The sequence below is a fragment of the Rathayibacter sp. VKM Ac-2879 genome, from assembly GCF_015351245.1.
In the GTDB taxonomy this organism is placed as follows: Bacteria; Actinomycetota; Actinomycetes; order Actinomycetales; family Microbacteriaceae; genus Rathayibacter.
In genome coordinates, this window is record NZ_JADKSO010000005.1 from 93,105 (window position 1) to 110,356 (window position 17,252).

Here is a 17,252-nt window from a genome sequence, read left to right on the forward strand (position 1 = left end):
CGTCGGGGGAGGCGGGGGATTCCGCCGGCCGCCCTTCCTGCCGGTTCGCCCGGTGCGCATCGAGATACCGCGCACGGAATGCGCCGGGGCCTAGTCTGGGCAGATGAGACTCGGCAGGTCCCGCCGCACCTCCGGCCCGCGCGCCGACCGGCCCGCACTCCCCGCTCCCTCCCCGCCCGCCGCCGCGGATTCCGCCTTCGTGAGTGACGGGATGCGCATCGCCGGCGCCTGGGCCTGGCGCATCCTCGTGGTCGTCGCCGCTCTCGCCGTCGTGGCGCTGCTCGTCATCGAGCTGCGGCTGATTGTCATCCCGCTGCTGCTCGCGATCGTCATCGCGGCCCTCCTCGTGCCGTTCTCCACGTTCCTCCAGCGGCACCACTGGCCCAAGTGGCTCGCGATCGTCGTGTCCGAGCTCGGCATCATCCTCGTGATCGGGGGCCTCGTGTTCCTGGTCGTCACGCAGGTGACGGCCGGGTTCGGCGACCTCAGCAGGCAGACCGTTCAGTCGTACGACCAGTTCAAGGACTGGCTGCTCCAGTCGCCGCTGCACCTGACGGAGAGCGACATCAACCGGTATGCGCAGCAGGCGCTCGCCGCGGTCCAGCAGGACTCGGGAATGCTCGTCAGCGGTGCCGTCAGCGTCGGCTCGACCGTGGGCCACGTGCTCACCGGCGTGCTGCTGACCCTCTTCTCGACCCTCTTCATCCTCATCGATGGCCCGAACATCTGGACGTGGGTCGTTCGGCTGTTCCCCCGGCGCGCTCGCCCCGCCGTCGACGGAGCCGGTCGTGCCGGCTGGATCACCCTCACCAACTTCGTCAAGGTCCAGATCCTGGTGGCGTTCGTCGACGCCGTCGGCATCGGCCTCGGTGCGTTCGTCCTCGGGGTGCCGCTGGCCATCCCGATCGGTGTTCTGGTGTTCCTCGGCTCCTTCGTGCCCGTCATCGGCGCGGTCGTCACGGGGGCGCTCGCCGTCTTCATCGCACTCGTGTACAACGGGCCCTTCATCGCCCTCATCCTGCTGATCGTGGTGCTCGGCGTGCAGCAGCTCGAGGGGCACATCCTCCAGCCGCTCATCATGGGCTCCGCAGTGAAGGTGCACCCGCTCGCGGTCGTGCTCGCCGTCGCTGGAGGCTCCATCGTCGCGGGCATCGCGGGCGCGTTCTTCGCGGTGCCCTTCGTCGCGACCCTCAACGTCATGGTCAATTACGTCGCGAGCGGAGCCTGGCGCTCGCCGATCCGCTCTCCCGAGAAAGTTGCCGAAGAGCATGCAGACTAGCCGCGTTGCCGGACCCTCACTCCACGAGTTCGAGGCGGCCCGTGCTGTCATCGCGCCGGTCATCGCCTCGACACCGATGGAGACGAGCACCTTCCTCGCCCAGGTGCTGGGCGCGCCCGTGTTCCTCAAGTGCGAGAACCTGCAGCGCACCGGCTCCTACAAGATCCGCGGCGCGGTCTTCCGGCTCTCGCGGCTGACCTCCGAGGAGCGGGCACGAGGAGTCGTCGCCGCCTCCGCGGGCAATCACGCTCAGGGTGTCGCCTTCGCCGCGCGCGAGCTCGGCATCAAGGCGACCATCTTCATGCCCATCGGAGTCGCACTGCCCAAGCTCGCGGCGACCCGCGATTACGGCGCCGACGTGGTGCTCAGCGGTCACATCTTCAACGAGGCGCTGGCGGCGGCGGCCGAGTTCGCGGAGCGTACGGGGGCGGTGTTCGTGCCTCCGTACGACCACCCGGACGTCATCACAGGACAGGGCACGATCGGTCTGGAGATCCTCGAGCAGGCTCCGGGCGTCGAGACGATCGTCGTCCCGATCGGCGGTGGCGGTCTCATCGCGGGCGTCGCCTCGGCGGCGAAGCAGAAGGCCGCGGAGGAGGGGCGCACGCTGCGCATCATCGGCGTCCAGGCCGCGAACGCCGCGCCGTACCCGCTCTCGCTCGCGAGCGGAGAGCCGACGGCGATCACGATCACTCCGACGATCGCCGACGGCATCGCCGTGGCGAAACCCGGGCAGCTGAACTTCGAGATCATCCGCGAGATCGTCGACGAGGTCGTCACCGTCGAGGATGACGACATCGCGCGCGCGATACTGGTGCTGCTCGAGCGGGCGAAGCTCGTAGTCGAGCCAGCCGGGGCTGTGGGGGTCGCCGCGCTGCTCACCGGCAAGGTCCGCGACGCGGGGCCGACGGCCGTGATCCTCTCGGGCGGCAACATCGACCCGCTCATGATGGAGCGGGTGATCAGCCGCGGGCTCGCCGCGTCCGAGCGCTACCTCAAGATGAGCATCGGGCTGCCCGATCGTCCGGGCCAGCTCGCGCGCATCGCCGACCTCATCTCGGAAGCAAACGCGAACGTGGTCGAGGTGCTGCATACTCGGCATGGACGTGGCTTGCAGATCAGCGAGGTCGAGATCGAGATCAGCGTCGAGACACGGGGGCCGGAGCATGCCGATCGCGTCCTGCAGACGCTGGTCGACGCCGGCTACGCGCCCCGGATCGCCCGCAACTGAGCTGTTCGCCGTCGGCGCGATGCCCTCGAGGAGGGCGACACATCGAGGGCGGTGCCCCGAAACGGCCTCTCGCCGGCGTCCGCGCCGGAGGCGTCAGTGGCCGTTCCAGGTCTCGACGTTCGCGACGCGGACCTCGATCTCGCGGCCGTTGGGCGCCGTGAAGCGTGTGGCGTCGCCGACGCTGAGGCCCATGATCGCCGAGCCGAGAGGGCTCTGCGGGCTGTAGACGTCGAGGTCGCTCTCGCCTGCCATCTCGCGGTTGCCCAGGAGGAAACGCGACTCGTCGCCGGCGATCTCGGCGGTGATGATCGTGCCCGCCTCGACGACGCCGTGGCTCTCGGGAGGCGTGCCGATCTCGGCCTCGCGCAACAGCGCCGTCAGCTGGCGGATGCGCGCCTCGATCTTGCCCTGCTCGTCCTTCGCCGCGTGATAGCCGCCGTTCTCCTTGAGGTCGCCCTCTTCGCGCGCGACCTCGATGCGCTTCGCGATCTCCTCCCGTCCGGCGGTGGACAGCTCGGTGAGCTCCGCCTGGAGGCGGTCGTACGACTCCTGGGTCATCCAGGTGACCTGGGACTGGTCGGCCATGATGGGCTCCTCACATGAGGGTCGGGCCCCCGACGTCCGATGGCGGAAGATCCGCGGCGATCGGGACGGCCGGCGCCCGGCGGCGGTCGAGAAAACAACAAGGCCCCGACGAGTCCGTCAGGGCACCCGGCAACCCTACGGGAGCCAGCAGGAGGAGATCAAACCTGTGTTCGCGAGCTCCGTGGTGCGCACGGTCTCGGTGAAGGAGCGGAACCGCTCCGTCGAGGCCGGGTAGACCACCACGCGCCAGCCGACCACGGCGGACTGCTCGTTGAGTGCCTGCACCGCGCACGCGACCTCGCGGCCCGGCGGCGCGGTGAGATCGAACGACACGTCGACCGCACGGTCGTCGACGATGAGGTGAGCGGTGTCCTGAGCGTCCACGCCGTCGTGCGTGCCATCGAGACCCGCCCACACCACCCACGCGGCGAACACGGCGACGAACGCCAGAGCCACGCCTCCGAAGAGCCACCGGCTGCCGCGGCGGCTGCGGCGCGATCGGCCGTAGCGGGAGGCGAGCGGGCCGGCCGAGCGCAGCTCGTCGGCCTCGAGCGGCTCGTCGCCGAGCCCGGCTTCACTCTCGGACGTGCGCGCGGCCACGGAACTCCCTTGGTGATGCGTCTACTCTGGTCGGGTGACGCGCACCCGTTCGTGGACGCCGCATCCGTCCCATTAAACCCCGAGGAATCGAGCGATCGTGTCCCAGGCCGCCGACGTCTCCGTCGATTCGGAGGTGCGCGAGGTCCCGCGTCTCCTCTCCGTGCACGCCCACCCCGACGACGAGTCGAGCAAAGGCGCGTCGACGCTCGCCTCCTACGCCGATCGCGGCGCCCAGGTGATGGTCGTCTCGTGCACGGGGGGCGAGGCGGGCTCGATCCTCAACGAGGCGTTGGAGGCGCGCGCGCACGCCGAGCGCGACATCGCGGGCCTGCGCCGCAGCGAGATGGCCGCGGCGCAGGAAGTGCTCCGCGTGGAGCACACCTGGCTGGGCTTCGTCGACTCCGGGATGCCCGAGGACGGCGCGGTGGACGCCTCCTCGTTCGCGGGCCTGCCGCTCGCGACCGCCGCCGCGCCGCTCGTGCGACTGGTACGCCGATTCCGTCCGCACGTGATCGTCAGCTATGACGAGAACGGCGGCTACCCCCACCCCGACCACATCCGCGCCCATCAGGTCGCCGTCGAGGCGTTCCGCGCCGCCGGGTCGAGCGAGGAGTATCCCGGCCTCGGCGAGCCATGGAGCGTCTCGAAGCTCTACTACGACCGCGTGTTCAGCTCGCAAAAACTGCGCGCGATCGCCGACTATCTGCGCTCGCGCGATCCGGAGGACCCGCTGCTGGCGACCTTCGAGGAGATGCGGCGCTGGAACGACGACACTCCGTACCTCGCTACCACGCGCATCGTCATCTCGGGCTTCCACGACCGTCGTGATGCGGCCCTGAGGGCGCATGCGAGCCAGGTCGCGCCGGACAGTGCCTTCTTCTTCCTCCCGCACGAGGCCATCGACGCGGCCTGGCCGACCGACGACTTTCAGCTCGTCGAGAGCCGCGTGGAGGCGCCGATCCCCGAGACCGAGCTGTTCGCGGGCATTCCGGTCGCCGAGCTCGCCCCCGCTCCCGTGGTCCCGCTGATCCCTGCCGAACCCGCGCGCCCGACCGGAGCGTCCGCGTGATCGCGCTCCTGGTCGACGGCGCCCGCGCAGCCGCGATGCACGCCGCCACCTCCGTGCCGGCCCCGGGGCCCGACTTCAACGAGGACACGGTGACACCGGGCCTGTTCGGCTTCGTCACGATGCTCGTCATCGCCGTCGCCGTCGTCCTGCTGGCCGTCGACATGGTGCGACGGGTCCGCCGCACCACGTACCGTGCGCAAGTGACCGAGCGTCTCGACGCTGAGGAGGCCCAGCGAGCCGAGGAGCAGCGGGCCGAGGAACAGGGTCGGACTCAGCCTCCGTTGTAGGAGGGGTGGAGGCAGACGAGCAGCGCGGCCGTCCAGTGGCAGAGGAACGCGACGGCCGTGAGCGCGTGGAAGATCTCGTGGAAGCCGAAGACCCCCGGAACCGGGTTCGGCTTCTTGATCCCGTAGATCACGGCTCCCGCGGTGTAGCAGAGTCCACCGACGATGACGAGCACCATCATCGCCGCGCTCGCCTCGAACAGCGGGCCGAGGTACATCACCGCGGCCCAGCCCAGCAGAAGGTAGAGGGGCACGTAGAGCCAGCGCGGCGCCGAGATCCAGAAGACGCGGAACCCGATCCCGAGCAGCGCACCCGCCCAGACCAGGACGAGGAGCAACGTGCCCTGTGCCGGAGGCAGGGCGAGGACGGCGAGAGGGGTGTAGGTCCCCGCGATCAACAGGAAGATGTTGGCGTGATCGATCCGCTTGAGGACAAGCTTCGTCCGCGGAGTCCACGTGAAGCGGTGGTAGAGCGCGGAGTTGCCGAACAGCAGCAGCGATGACGTCGCGAAAACGGCCGCCGCCGCCTTCGCGGGAGCTCCGTCGGCCAAGACGATCAGCACGACGCCAGCGATGAGCGCGAACGGGAAAAGGCCGGCGTGGATCCAGCCGCGCCAGGTCGGCGGGGCCTCGGCGGCGGGACCGTGCTCGATCTCGTCCTCGAGCAGCGGGAGACTCGGCAGCGCCTCCGTCGCGCCGCGCTCCGCCTCGGCTTCGGCGGAGGGGTCGGAGGAGGAGGGAGTGGGCCGGGCGCTCATGCGCCACAGACTACGGCCCGCGGCTCGACGCGCGGAGTGGGGGATCGCCGCGCTCCGGCGCGCTCGCGCCGTCGGCTAGCGTGTATCCGTGCCCAGACCCAGACTGCCCGCGGGGACGGACCTCCTGTACGGCGTCTACAAGAAACGCCTCCGCGCGAGTCTCGCGCCGGAGAGCCTTCCCCATCACGTCGCGATGATCATCGACGGAAACCGGCGCTGGGCGCGGCAGCGCGCGCTCGAGACCGCGGCCCACGGGCACCGGGCGGGTGCCGCGAAAGTGCACGAGTTCCTCCAGTGGTGCGATGAGCTCGGCGTGAGGCATGTGACGCTCTACCTGCTCTCGCAGGACAACCTCGTCGGTCGCGAGAGCTCCGAGCTGAGCGAGCTCGTCGCGATCATCGCGGACCTCGCCGAGGAGGTCGCGCAGCAGCCCGAGTGGCGTGTGCAGCACGTGGGCTCCGACGAAGGACTGCCCGCCGCGCTCGTGGCGGCGCTCGACGCGGCAGAGGAACGCACCGCCTCCCACACCGGCTTGCATGTCAACCTCGCGGTCGGATACGGCGGCCGACACGAGATCGCGCAGGCCGTGCGCAGCATCCTCGACGAGCACGGCAAGCGCGGCTCCTCGATCGAGGACGTCGCCGAACTGCTCACGCCCGAGCTGATCGGCGAGCATCTCTATACGAGCGGGCAACCGGATCCCGATCTGGTGATCCGCACCTCGGGAGAGCAGCGACTCTCGGACTTCATGCTCTGGCAGAGCGCACACAGCGAGTTCTACTTCATGGAGGCGCTCGGGCCGGACATCCGCGAGGTCGACTTCCTCCGGGCGCTCCGTGACTACGCAAGCCGCCACCGCCGCTTCGGCAGCTGACCCCGCGGCCCGTGCCGCGCCACCCCTCCGAGAGGCCGCAATGAGCTCGATCGATGCGTCCACGCCGACTCCCGCGGGAGAGGCCGCGTTCCTCTCGACGTTCGGCGAGGAGCTGGGCTACCTCGACTACGGCCGGGTAGGGCCGATGTCGACGAGCGTCGCCGCCGAGCAGGAGTCGGCGACCCGACTCCTCCAGCGCGCGCGGGCCGCGACCCTTGACGAGCTGTTCCGTCAGGACGAACGGGTCCGGGAGGCGGTTGCCGCTCTGGCCCGCGTCCCCGCCGATCAGGTCGTCTTTCAGCCCACCACCTCGACAGGGCTGATGCACGTGCTCTTCGGGCTCTCGGGAGGAGTCCTGGTGTCGCCGGGCGAGTTCCCGAGCCTCCCGTTCGCGGTCGTCCGTGCCGCGCAGGCCAGGAGTGCGGTCGAGCCGCTGTGGCTGCGTGCCGAGCAGGGGCGGGTGACGCCGGAGGCGGTCCGCGCGCAGCTCACTCGGGAGGTGGCGGCCGTCGCCGTCAGTCTCGTCGACTCCCGAACCGGCTACCTGGTCGACGTCGCCGCGATCCGCGACGTGATCGGCGATCGGCTGCTCATCCTCGACGCCATCCAGGGTTTCGGAGTCGTCGATGCGCCGTACGAGCTCGCGGACGTCGTCGTTTCTGGCGGTCAGAAATGGGTACGCGCGGGCTGGGGGACCGGATTCCTGACGCTCAGCGAGCGCGGCCTCGCCCGCGTGTCGCCGGTGCTGTCGGGGTGGAGCGGAGCGGCGGACGCCGAGCCCTGGGACGCGGTGCCGCCTCCTCGGGGCGACGCGCAGGCCTTGAGCCTCAGCAAGCCCGACCCGATCGCGCAGGCGCGACTCGCCACCGCTCTCGAGGACATCGCGGCGGTCGGAGTCCCGACGATCGCCGCCCTCGTCGCGGAGCGTGTGGGCGCGATCATCGATCTCGCCGACGAGTTCGGTCTCGCCGTGGTCGGCTCGCGCGACGAGCGCGAGCGCGCGGGGCTGGTGGCGGTGGAGCCCGCGCCGGAGGAGCTCGCGCCCCTGGCCGCCTCCCTCGCCGCGCATGGAGTCACCGCTCGCCTGCGCCCGGGGACCGTGCGCTTCAGCGCGCACGCGGGCACGACCGCGGAGACGCTCGCGCTCCTCCGCGCGGCCCTCACCTCGGCGGCCACGAGCGTCGCGTACTGAACCTCGAGCGGTCGGGGCACCCGCCGTTCACACGTTGGTTACACGTTCGTAGCGGTCGGAAGCACACGGATGTCATTCGTGGGGTTAGGTTCGAGTCATCAGGTACAGCGCCTGGTCGAGACGGCCACACACGTACGGCTCGATATCGCGCAGACCACCGAAGGGAACTGCGCGGTGCGGCGACGCACCGATGGGGCCGGCTCGCAGCACGAGCCGGGGGCCTCCGCCCCCGGGATGTGGAGAGTCGACGTGAGCGTTCCCCAGAGCATGGATCCGCAGACCGGCGCCCAGGGCGGTGTGCACCGCCGGGTCCAGCACGGATCCTCGCAGTCCGCCGATCAAGTGCAGCGCACCTACGTCCTCGACACGTCGGTACTCCTGTCCGACCCGTCCTCGATGTTCCGCTTCGCGGAGCACGCCGTCGTCCTGCCGATCGTCGTGATCAGCGAACTCGAGGGCAAGCGCAACGATCCCGAGATCGGCTACTTCGCCCGTCAGGCGCTCCGCCATCTGGACGAGTTGCGGGTGCAGCACGAGCGTCTCGACTTCCCGATCACGGTGGGGCGCGGCGGGACCCTGCGGGTCGAGCTGAACCACTCGAACATGTCGATCCTCCCGAGCGGGCTGCAGATGGGCGACAACGACGCGCGGATCCTCGCGGTCGCGCTCAACCTGCAGAGCGAAGGCGCGGCCGTCACCGTCGTCTCCAAGGACATGCCGATGCGAGTGAAGGCCGCCTCCATCGGGCTCGCAGCCGAGGAGTACCTGGCCGAGCTTGCTCCCGAGTCGGGCTGGACGGGCATGGACGCGATCACGCTCTCGGGCGAGTCGATGAGCGAGCTCTACGACCGCGAGCGTTTGTTCACCGACGAGGTCGCGGCGATCCCCGTGAACACGGGCCTGGTCGTGCACTCCGATCGCGGCTCTGCGCTCGCCCGCGTCACGGGCAAGCGCCAGATCTCGCTCGTGCGGGGCGATAGGGACGTGTTCGGCCTGCATGGTCGATCGGCGGAGCAGCGCCTTGCGATCGACCTGCTCCTCGATCAGGAGGTGGGCATCGTCTCGCTCGGCGGTCGGGCCGGCACCGGCAAGTCGGCGCTCGCGCTGTGCGCGGGCTTGGAGGCAGTGCTCGAGAAGCGCCAGCACAAGAAGATCATGGTCTTCCGTCCGCTCTATGCGGTCGGCGGCCAAGACCTGGGCTTCCTGCCCGGCGACGCGGCCGAGAAGATGAATCCGTGGGCGCAAGCGGTGTTCGACACCCTCGGAGCGCTGGTCTCGCAGAACGTGCTCGACGAGGTGATCGAGCGCGGGATGCTCGAGGTGCTGCCGCTCACCCACATCCGGGGCCGTTCCCTCCACGACGCCTTCGTGATCGTCGACGAGGCGCAATCGCTCGAGCGCAACGTCCTGCTCACCGTGCTCTCGCGGGTCGGCCAGAACTCGCGTGTGGTGCTCACACACGACGTGGCGCAGCGCGACAACCTGCGTGTCGGTCGCCACGACGGAGTCGCCTCCGTCATCGAGACGCTCAAGGGACATCCCCTGTTCGCGCACGTGACGCTCACTCGCTCCGAGCGTTCGGCGATCGCTGCGCTCGTGACCGAGATGCTCGAGTCGAACGAGCTGGCGTAGGCGCTCCTCCGATCGCGCTCGGCTCGCGGGGACCGTCGATCCCCGCGAGCCGAGGGCCGGACGCGGTCTCGCGACTCGGGCGGCGTAACGTGGGCGCGGTGAGCATCCTCGACGACGCGCTCCTGGAGCGCTTCCGCACCCGCGCGGCCGACTACGACGAGCGCAACGCGTTCTTCACCGGAGACCTAGAGGAGCTGCGCTCGATCGGCTACCTGGCCCTCTTCGTCCCAGAGCGTCTCGGCGGCCCGGGTCTCGGACTCGAGCAGGTCGCCGCCGAGCTGACTCGTCTCGCGACTGCGGCTCCAGCCACGGCGCTCGGGATCACCATGCACCTCGTGTGGACCGGAGTGGCACGAGCGCTGCTCGAACGCGGTGACGCCTCCCTCGAGCACGTGCTCGCCGACGCGGCGGCCGGCCACGTGTTCGCGTTCGGCAACAGCGAGCCGGGAAACGACCTCGTGCTCGCCGATTCGCTGACGCGCGCCGAACCGCTGCCCGGAGGCGGCTACCGCTTCACCGGCGTCAAGATCTCGACGTCGCTCGCTCCGGCCTGGACCAGGCTGGGAGTCTTCGGCCGAGACGACAGTGGGCCCGAGCCCCGCCTCGTCCATGGCTTCATCGATCGCGAGACGCCGGAGTCCCCCGTGGCGGGGCTGAGCGTCCGCGACGACTGGGACGCGCTCGGGATGCGGGCGACACAGAGCCGCACCACGGTGCTCGACGGGGTCGAGATCCCGGCCGAACGGATGTTCCGCGATCTGCCCGTCGGCCCTACGGCGGACCCGCTCGTGTTCGCGATCTTCGCCTGCTTCGAGCTGCTGATCTCCTCCGTCTACCTCGGCGTCGCCCAGCGCGCGCTGTCGCTCGCGGTGGAGGCGGCGCACCGGCGGACCTCGCGGCGCGCGGGCGGTCGGCCGCTCGCGGAGGACCCCGATGTGCGCCGCCGGATCGCCGAGGCGGGCATCCTCCTCGACGGACTCGACGCGCCGCTGCGCGCCGCCGCAGCCGACGTCGACGCGCTCGTCGACCGAGGCGCGCGGTGGTTCCCCTTGCTCGTCGGCGTCAAGATCCGCACGACGGAGGCCGCGGTGCGCATCGTCGAGAGCGCCCTCCGGGTCGCGGGCGGCTCCGCCTATGCGCGCTCGTCAGAATTGGCCCGGCTCGCACGCGACGTGCTCGCGGGGCCGTTCCATCCCTCCGACGACGTGTCGGCGCATGCGAATGTCGCCGCGTCGCTCCTCGGGCCGCTGCCGCCCCGCGACTGAGCGTCTGATCCGGCGGGCGACCGAGACCGCTGTCCTGCGGCGGCCGGTGTCCTGTGGACAACTTCTGCGCGCGGCCTCCCGCTCGGTCTAGGGTCGCCGAATGCCTCCTGTGTCCTGGCCCGACCGCGTCGCTATCGGCGGCGGCGGCGCGGCCCTCGCCGCCGTGGTCGTCGCGCGGCCGGTTCCGGGTCCGGCGGCGATCCTCGCCCTCCTCGTGGCCGTGGTGACCGTCCCGCTCGTGCTGGCCGACGTGCGCGAGCGGCGCCTCCCGAACGCCCTCACCGGGGCGCTGCTCGTCGGAGCGGTCGCCGAGGCTCTCGGCTCGTTCGCGGCAGGGCGCCCGCCCAGCGGTGTCGTCGCGACGGTGGGAACGGCGCTCGCGCTCGGCGTGCTGCACGTGGCGGGGGGCCTGGGCTTGGGCGATGTGAAGCTCGGTGCGGCACTCGCGTGTCCGCTCGGGCTCGTGGATCCGCTCGGCGCGGCGTTCGCTCCGGCGTGTGCCTTCGTGCTCGCCGGATGCTGGGCGGTGCCCCTGCTGGTGCGCCGAGACCGGGGACGCGTGGCGTTCGGCCCCTTCCAGCTCGCGGCGTTCTGGATCGTCCTGCTCCTGTGATCGGCGAACGCTGTGGCCCTCGAGGCACCGACGGTGTAGAACCGGAGGCGCGCAGGCCGAACGGCCGCGGAGAGGTCGGGAGCGATGAGACCACCCGAACGCACCACCTGCGTGATCGTCGGCGGCGGCCCCGCCGGGCTTGTACTCGGCCTGCTCCTCGCCCGTGGTGGGGTCGCGGTGACCGTGCTCGAGAAGCACGCCGACTTCCTCCGTGACTTCCGAGGTGACACCGTCCACCCGACGACGCTCGGCCTGCTCGAGGACCTCGGCCTCGTCGAACGTCTCGACGCGATCCCGCACTCGAGGATCACCCAGGTCGTCGTTCCGGACCGCGACGGCACCGGCGTCGTCATGGCCGACTTCGGCCGGCTCCCGGTACGCCACCCCTACGTCGCGATGGTTCCGCAGTGGGACCTACTCGAGCTGCTGGCCGACGCGGCCTCCCGGGAGCCCGGCTTCACGCTCCTGACCGAGCACGAGGTCGTCGGAGTCGTCCGCGAGGAAGGACGCGTGGTCGGCGTCGACTATCGCTCGCCGGAGGAGGAGGAGGGGCGGCTGCTCGCCGACCTCACCGTCGCTTGCGACGGGCGCTGGTCGGTCGTGCGACGAGCCGTGGGGCTGACGGCGCGCAGCATCCCGGTCGGCTTCGACGTGTGGTGGTACCGCGTCCCGACGCGTCGCCGAGCGGGCGAGTCGCTCCTCCCTCGACTGGGCGCGGGCACGGCCGCCATCGCGATTCCCCGCGAAGGCTATGTCCAGGTCGCGAGGCTGGGTCCCAAGGGCACAGACGCCGCGCTCCGCGCACGCGGCGTCGAGGCGTTCCGGGCGGAGGCGGCGGCGCTGCTCCCCGAGCTCGCCGAGGACCTCGACGCGGTCACGTCGATGGACGAGGTGAAGCACCTCGACGTGCGCGTCGACCGGCTCGAGCGCTGGCACCGGCCGGGCGTGCTCTGCCTCGGCGACGCCGCGCACGCGATGTCACCGGTCGGCGGAGTCGGGATCAACCTGGCCGTGCAGGACGCCGTCGCGGCGGGACGGCTGCTCGCGGGTCCTCTCCGCCGTGGCGTGCTCGCCGAGCCCGAGGGCGAACGCCTCCTCGCCCGGGTTCAGCGTCGGCGCGCGCTTCCCGCCACCCTCGTGCAGACGGCGCAGCGCGCGATGCACGCGCGGCTCATCATGCCGGCGCTGGCCGGCACCCTGGCGGGGCCGCCCGCAGGGATCGTCGCACTGATGCGCCGCCTCCCGGTGCTCACCCTGATCCCGGCGCTCGTCATCGGCATCGGGCCGCGGCCCGAGCGGGCGCCCGTGTGGGCGCGACGCTGACGGCGTCGTCGGAGCCTGCCCCGTCCGAGAGACGCTCGGATCAGCGGGGCTGCGTCATCGACATGACGTCGAGGGCGCTGTCGAGCTGCTCCTCGGTCACCTCGCCTCGCTCGACGAAGCCGAGGTCGATCACCGACTCGCGCACGGTGATGCCCCGAGCGACCGAGTTCTTCGCGACCTTCGCGGCGGCCTCGTAGCCGATCACCTTGTTGAGCGGAGTCACGATCGACGGCGAGGACTCGGCGAGGGCTCGCGCGCGCTCGAGATTCGCCTCGAGTCCGTCGATCGTCTTATCGGCGAGGAGGGTCGCGGAGTTCGCGAGCAGCCGGATCGACTCCAGGAGCGCGGTGCCCATGACGGGGATCGCGACGTTGAGCTCGAAGGCGCCCGAGGCACCCGCCCAGGCGATGGTCGCGTCGTTGCCGATGACGCGCGCGCAGACCATGAGCACCGCCTCGGGGATCACCGGGTTGACCTTGCCGGGCATGATCGAGGAGCCGGGCTGGAGGTCGGGGATGTGCAGCTCGCCGAGCCCCGTGTTGGGGCCCGAGCCCATCCAGCGCAGATCGTTGTTGATCTTCGTGAGGCTCACCGCGAGCACGCGCAGCGCGCCGGAGGCCTCGACGAGCGCGTCGCGGGCGCCCTGCGCCTCGAAGTGGTTGCGTGCCTCCGTGACCGGCAGACCCGTCTCGTCGGCGAGCCGAGCGATCACCTTCTGCGGGAAGCCGGCCGGGGTGTTGATGCCGGTGCCGACGGCCGTGCCGCCGAGCGGGACCTCGGCGACCCGGGGCAGGGCGGAGCGAACGCGTTCGATGCCCAAGCGGATCTGCATCGCGTACCCGCCGAATTCCTGGCCCAGCGTGACGGGGGTGGCGTCCATGAGGTGGGTGCGGCCGGCCTTGACGGCGCCGCTCCACAGCTCGGCCTTCGTCTCGAGGGCTTCCGCGAGATGCTCGAGCGAGGGGATGAGGCTCTCGAGCAGAGCGCCGGTAACGGCGACGTGCACGGAGGTGGGGAACACGTCGTTCGACGACTGGGAGGCGTTCACGTGGTCGTTCGGGTGCACGGTACGGCCGAGGGCCGTGGTGGCGAGGGTGCCGAGCACCTCGTTCATGTTCATGTTCGACGATGTGCCCGAGCCCGTCTGGTAGACGTCGATCGGGAAGTGCTCGTCGTAGCCGCCCGCGACGACGAGGTCGGCGGCGTCGGCGATCGCCCCGGCGATCTCGGTGTCGAGGACCCCCAGCTCTGCGTTGACGAGGGCCGCTGCCTTCTTGATCCGCGCGAGCGCTGCGATCTGGGCGGACTCGAGGCCGGCGCCCGAGATCGGGAAGTTCTCGACGGCGCGCTGCGTCTGCGCGGCGTACAGGGCCGTGCGCGGAACCCGCACCTCGCCCATCGTGTCGTGCTCGATCCGGAAGTCGCCGGAGTCGGTCGGAGAGTGATCCACCACGCTGTGTTCGTCCTTGTCTGATCGGTTGGTGCGGTGCTGTTCGGTCCCGGTCATGCCGGGACCGATCCCGTCGCGCGCGTCGGCGCGAAGGAGAGGTCGGAGTCGGAGGTTCGCTCGTGCTCCGACACGTACGGCGTGAGCTCCGGCGGCTCGATGCCGAGGATCACGTCGGGCCTCACGGTGCCGTCGGTCAGGCGGTAGTTGGCTCCGACGACGGCGAGCTCGCCCGAGGCGACGGCGTCGGCGATGAGGGGCGAGCGTTGCAGCAGCTCGGCGACGGTGTCGCGCAAGTGCTCACGGCCTACCGCGAGGGCGTCGGTCGTCGAGGGGTCGACCAGGACCCTGCCGTCGGGCTGTACGCCGACATGCCTGCGTACAGCGGGGATGATCGGCTCGATCAGGTGCTCGATGTGCGGGGGGAGGCGCTCGGCGCCCGGTGCCTGCGAGCTGATCGCTGCCTTCACCGCGCCGCACTCGTCGTGCCCGAGCACGAGGATCAGCTTCACTCCGAGCACGGCGACGCCGTACTCGAGCGAGCCCACGATCGAGTCGGCGATGACCTGTCCGGCGTTGCGGACGACGAAGAGGTCGCCGAGGCCCAGGTCGAAGATGATCTCGGCGGCGAGGCGGGAGTCGCTGCACCCGAAGAGGGCCGCGAGCGGTCGCTGTTCGGCGGCGAGCTCGGCGCGCCGCTCGACGTCCTGCCGCGGATGCCGTGGCTCTCCGGCGACGAAGCGCTGGTTGCCGCGCAGCATCTCCTTCCACACCCACGCGGGCGGGCGTGACTCGCGCGGGACGGTGGTGCTCGCGCTCGGATCGTGGCTCATCGGGACTCCTCCTGGCCGATCTGCGGACTGATGGCGTCGACGACCTGGCGGATCTCGTCGACGTCGGCGGTGCCGTAGACGAGGTAGGTGCTCGAGCCCGCTGCCGTCTCGAGGGCGTAGGGCGTGTTGCCGGCGGCGGCTCCGGAGTCGCGGCGGTCGTAGACCGTCCACTGGCGACCGTCGATCTCTTCGACGCCGGTGGCGGCGACGCGATCGAGCTGGGAGGCGACCCAGGCGTCGTCGGCGTCGAAGCCCTGACTGAGGCCCACGTACCCGGCCCGAGGCGTGAGCAGGCCCACATACCAGTAGGCGACGCCGCCGTCTTCGCGCTGCTCGGCGGCATTCGCCGACCAGCCTGCGGGCATCAGGGGTACCGCGAGCGTCTGCGCGCGGCCGAGCTGCACCTGGGAGGCGACGAGCGGCACGTCGACCGCGACCCGCTGCGGCCCGTCGCCCCGCGGAACCAGCAAGACGATGATCGCGACCAGGCCGACCGTCGCGAGGAGCGAGAACACCAGGTTGTTGACGGTCTTGCGCTGACGGTAGAGCCTCGAGTTCTCGGCCTTGCGGGCCGCGGCCTCGGCGGGAGTCTCGGGCCGGCCGAGCTCTGCGACGACGCGGGGAGGCGTGCTGCGGCTCATCCGGCGTTCGCTCCGTTCGAGGAGCCGGAGCGCGCGGCATCGAGCCGCGCGCGCGCGCCGATCAGCCACTCCTCGCATCGCGCTGCGAGCGCCTCGCCGCGCTCCCACAGGGCGAGCGAGCGTTCGAGCGTTGAGCTGCCCTGCTCGAGCTCGCCGACCACGCGGACGAGTTCGTCGCGCGCCTGCTCGTAGGAGAACCCGGAGACGTCGGGCTCCTCCGTGGCGGAGGAGTCGGTGCGGGCGTCGGCCATGAGGATGATCCTATCGATCGGTGCTGGAGAGTCGCGGTGCCGGGTGGTCAGGATCGGCCGGCGGGATCGACGGCCGGGCCGAGAGCGCGCGCCGCGAGGGCACCCTCGGCGAGGGTCACGACGAGGTCGTCCCCCGATGGCGCATCGCTCGGGGCGCGGACGACATGGCCCGCGCCGTCCTGCACGATCGCGTAGCCGCGGTCGAGAGTGTGCTGCGGTGAGAGGGCGCGGAGGTGACCGTGCAGCCGCTCGACCTCGAGGTGAGCGCGCTCGAGGCGCCGCTCGACGAGCTCGGCGCCACGCGCGACCCACCGGGTGAGCTCCTCCGACCGCCGATCGACGAGCACGCTCGGCTGGGCGAGCACCGGCCGAGAGCGCAGCTGCGAGATCCGATCGATCTCGTGCGAGAGCATGCCGCTCACTCGCGTCGAGATCCGCAGCCGGGCCTGCTGCACCCGCAGTAACTCGTCGGACACGTCGGGCACGACGCGCTTCGCGGCGTCGGTCGGCGTGGAGGCGCGGAGGTCGGCGACCTCGTCGAGCAGGGGTCGGTCGGCCTCGTGGCCGATCGCGCTGACGACAGGGGTCGAGCACGCCGCGACCGCTCGCACCAGGGACTCGTCGCTGAACCCGAGCAGGTTCTGGAAGTCGCCTCCGCCTCGCGCGATGACGATCACGTCGATGCTCTCGTCCGCGTCGAGGAGGCGCAGGGCCGACGTCACCTCGGCGACCGTCCGCTCGCCCTGCACCGCGGCGTGGACGATGCGGAAGCGCACCGCGGGCCAGCGCAACTGAGCGTTCCGCACGACGTCCTTCTCGGCGTCCGAGTCTGCGCCGGTGATGAGGCCGACACCGTGAGGGAGGAACGGCAGCGGCTTCTTGCGCGACGCCTCGAAGAGGCCCTCTGCGGCGAGCTGGCGGCGGAGGCCCTCGAGTCTCTCGAGCAGGTCGCCGAGGCCCACGTGGCGCATCTCGAACACCTGCATCGAGAGCGTCCCGCCCTTGAGCCAGTAGTTGGGCTTGACGAGCGCGATCACCCGATCGCCCTGCGCGAGGTCGGCGGGGAGACGCGCGCGCACCGAGGACCACACGGTGAATCCGACGGTCGCGTCTCCCGAGAGGTCTTTGAGCTTGCCGTAGACGTTGCCACCCGAGACGCCCCACTGCGTGATCTCGCCCTCGACCCACGCCGTGCCGAGTCGCTCGATCCAGCCCTTGATCTTGCTCGCGAGCAGACCGACCGACCAGGGCGCATCGGCGGTGGGAGGGGCGTCAGTCATCTCTGCCTTCGCTCGGCGGGACACGGAAGCGGGAGTCCCTCCCGCGACGACCACGCTACGGGATGCCTCCGACACCGCCGCCGTCGCTGCGCGCG

At 71.0% G+C, this 17,252-nt stretch carries 18 protein-coding genes; 10 read left to right on the plus strand and 8 right to left on the minus strand.

From position 1 onward, the window contains the following. The first annotated feature begins 103 nt into the window (after positions 1-103). The gene (locus ITJ45_RS12880) at positions 104-1,279 is read left to right on the plus strand and encodes an AI-2E family transporter (protein WP_194610701.1); all 1,176 of its coding nucleotides are present in this window, start codon (positions 104-106) and stop codon (positions 1,277-1,279) included. Further along, positions 1,269-2,510 carry a threonine ammonia-lyase gene (ilvA, locus tag ITJ45_RS12885; protein ID WP_194610699.1) on the plus strand — a complete coding sequence of 414 codons (1,242 nt, stop codon included), beginning with the start codon at positions 1,269-1,271 and terminating at the stop codon, positions 2,508-2,510. The genes ITJ45_RS12880 and ilvA overlap by 11 nt, the downstream gene beginning before the upstream one ends. Before the next feature lie 93 nt (positions 2,511-2,603). On the opposite strand, the gene greA is transcribed toward ilvA, so the two are convergent. Both greA and ITJ45_RS12895 read right to left on the minus strand, forming a co-directional pair. Further along, positions 2,604-3,095, minus strand: coding sequence for a transcription elongation factor GreA (gene greA, locus ITJ45_RS12890; protein WP_194610697.1), 492 nt, complete (start codon positions 3,093-3,095; stop codon positions 2,604-2,606). A 135-nt stretch (positions 3,096-3,230) separates the two neighbouring features. Next, complete coding sequence (locus ITJ45_RS12895; RefSeq protein WP_323743045.1) at positions 3,231-3,695, minus strand: DUF4307 domain-containing protein; 465 nt, start codon at positions 3,693-3,695, stop codon at positions 3,231-3,233. A gap of 97 nt (positions 3,696-3,792) precedes the next feature. Between ITJ45_RS12895 and mca the strand changes: the two genes are divergently transcribed. After that, positions 3,793-4,764 (plus strand): mycothiol conjugate amidase Mca, encoded by a 972-nt coding sequence (gene mca / locus ITJ45_RS12900; protein WP_323743044.1) that lies wholly within the window; start codon positions 3,793-3,795, stop codon positions 4,762-4,764. Beyond that, the gene (locus tag ITJ45_RS12905) at positions 4,761-5,051 is read left to right on the plus strand and encodes a hypothetical protein (protein ID WP_323743043.1); all 291 of its coding nucleotides are present in this window, start codon (positions 4,761-4,763) and stop codon (positions 5,049-5,051) included. Before mca ends, ITJ45_RS12905 begins: the two co-directional genes overlap by 4 nt. Here ITJ45_RS12905 and trhA read toward each other — a convergent pair. Then, a complete protein-coding gene (gene trhA, locus ITJ45_RS12910; protein ID WP_194610695.1) occupies positions 5,036-5,806 on the minus strand; it encodes a PAQR family membrane homeostasis protein TrhA in 771 nt (256 codons plus the stop codon). The two genes, ITJ45_RS12905 and trhA, sit on opposite strands and share 16 nt — an antisense overlap. 88 nt (positions 5,807-5,894) lie before the next feature. On the opposite strand from trhA, the gene ITJ45_RS12915 reads away from it, so the two are divergent. The 6 genes from ITJ45_RS12915 (at position 5,895) to ITJ45_RS12940 (ending at position 12,705) form a co-directional block, all read left to right on the plus strand. Then, complete coding sequence (locus tag ITJ45_RS12915) at positions 5,895-6,680, plus strand: isoprenyl transferase (protein ID WP_323743042.1); 786 nt, start codon at positions 5,895-5,897, stop codon at positions 6,678-6,680. Between the two features lie 40 nt (positions 6,681-6,720). Further along, complete coding sequence (locus ITJ45_RS12920; RefSeq protein ID WP_194610693.1) at positions 6,721-7,872, plus strand: aminotransferase class V-fold PLP-dependent enzyme; 1,152 nt, start codon at positions 6,721-6,723, stop codon at positions 7,870-7,872. Positions 7,873-8,139: 267 nt separating this feature from the next. Next, on the plus strand, positions 8,140-9,504 hold the full coding sequence (locus ITJ45_RS12925) for a PhoH family protein (RefSeq protein WP_194610837.1): 1,365 nt from the start codon (positions 8,140-8,142) through the stop codon (positions 9,502-9,504). Between the two features lie 89 nt (positions 9,505-9,593). Then, the gene (locus ITJ45_RS12930) at positions 9,594-10,769 is read left to right on the plus strand and encodes an acyl-CoA dehydrogenase family protein (RefSeq protein WP_194610691.1); all 1,176 of its coding nucleotides are present in this window, start codon (positions 9,594-9,596) and stop codon (positions 10,767-10,769) included. 100 nt (positions 10,770-10,869) lie between these two features. Then, positions 10,870-11,382, plus strand: a complete 513-nt coding sequence (locus ITJ45_RS12935; protein WP_194610690.1) for a prepilin peptidase — start codon at positions 10,870-10,872, stop codon at positions 11,380-11,382. An 84-nt stretch (positions 11,383-11,466) separates the two neighbouring features. Next, on the plus strand, positions 11,467-12,705 hold the full coding sequence (locus ITJ45_RS12940; RefSeq protein WP_194610689.1) for an FAD-dependent oxidoreductase: 1,239 nt from the start codon (positions 11,467-11,469) through the stop codon (positions 12,703-12,705). Between the two features lie 40 nt (positions 12,706-12,745). Here ITJ45_RS12940 and ITJ45_RS12945 read toward each other — a convergent pair whose 3' ends face one another. The 5 genes from ITJ45_RS12945 to xseA are packed head-to-tail and all read right to left on the minus strand — an operon-like array spanning position 12,746 to position 17,157. Further along, positions 12,746-14,158 carry a class II fumarate hydratase gene (locus ITJ45_RS12945; protein ID WP_323743041.1) on the minus strand — a complete coding sequence of 471 codons (1,413 nt, stop codon included), beginning with the start codon at positions 14,156-14,158 and terminating at the stop codon, positions 12,746-12,748. A gap of 50 nt (positions 14,159-14,208) precedes the next feature. Further along, positions 14,209-14,985: a carbonic anhydrase gene (locus ITJ45_RS12950; RefSeq protein ID WP_323743040.1), complete on the minus strand. Its 777-nt coding sequence runs from the start codon at positions 14,983-14,985 to the stop codon at positions 14,209-14,211. Next, positions 14,982-15,626: a DUF4245 domain-containing protein gene (locus ITJ45_RS12955; RefSeq protein WP_194610687.1), complete on the minus strand. Its 645-nt coding sequence runs from the start codon at positions 15,624-15,626 to the stop codon at positions 14,982-14,984. Before ITJ45_RS12955 ends, ITJ45_RS12950 begins: the two co-directional genes overlap by 4 nt. Beyond that, entirely contained in the window at positions 15,623-15,877 is a 255-nt protein-coding gene (locus ITJ45_RS12960; RefSeq protein WP_194610686.1) for an exodeoxyribonuclease VII small subunit, read from the minus strand. The genes ITJ45_RS12955 and ITJ45_RS12960 overlap by 4 nt, the downstream gene beginning before the upstream one ends. Positions 15,878-15,924: 47 nt before the next feature. Continuing rightward, complete coding sequence (gene xseA / locus ITJ45_RS12965) at positions 15,925-17,157, minus strand: exodeoxyribonuclease VII large subunit (protein ID WP_194610685.1); 1,233 nt, start codon at positions 17,155-17,157, stop codon at positions 15,925-15,927. Positions 17,158-17,252: the final 95 nt, after the last annotated feature.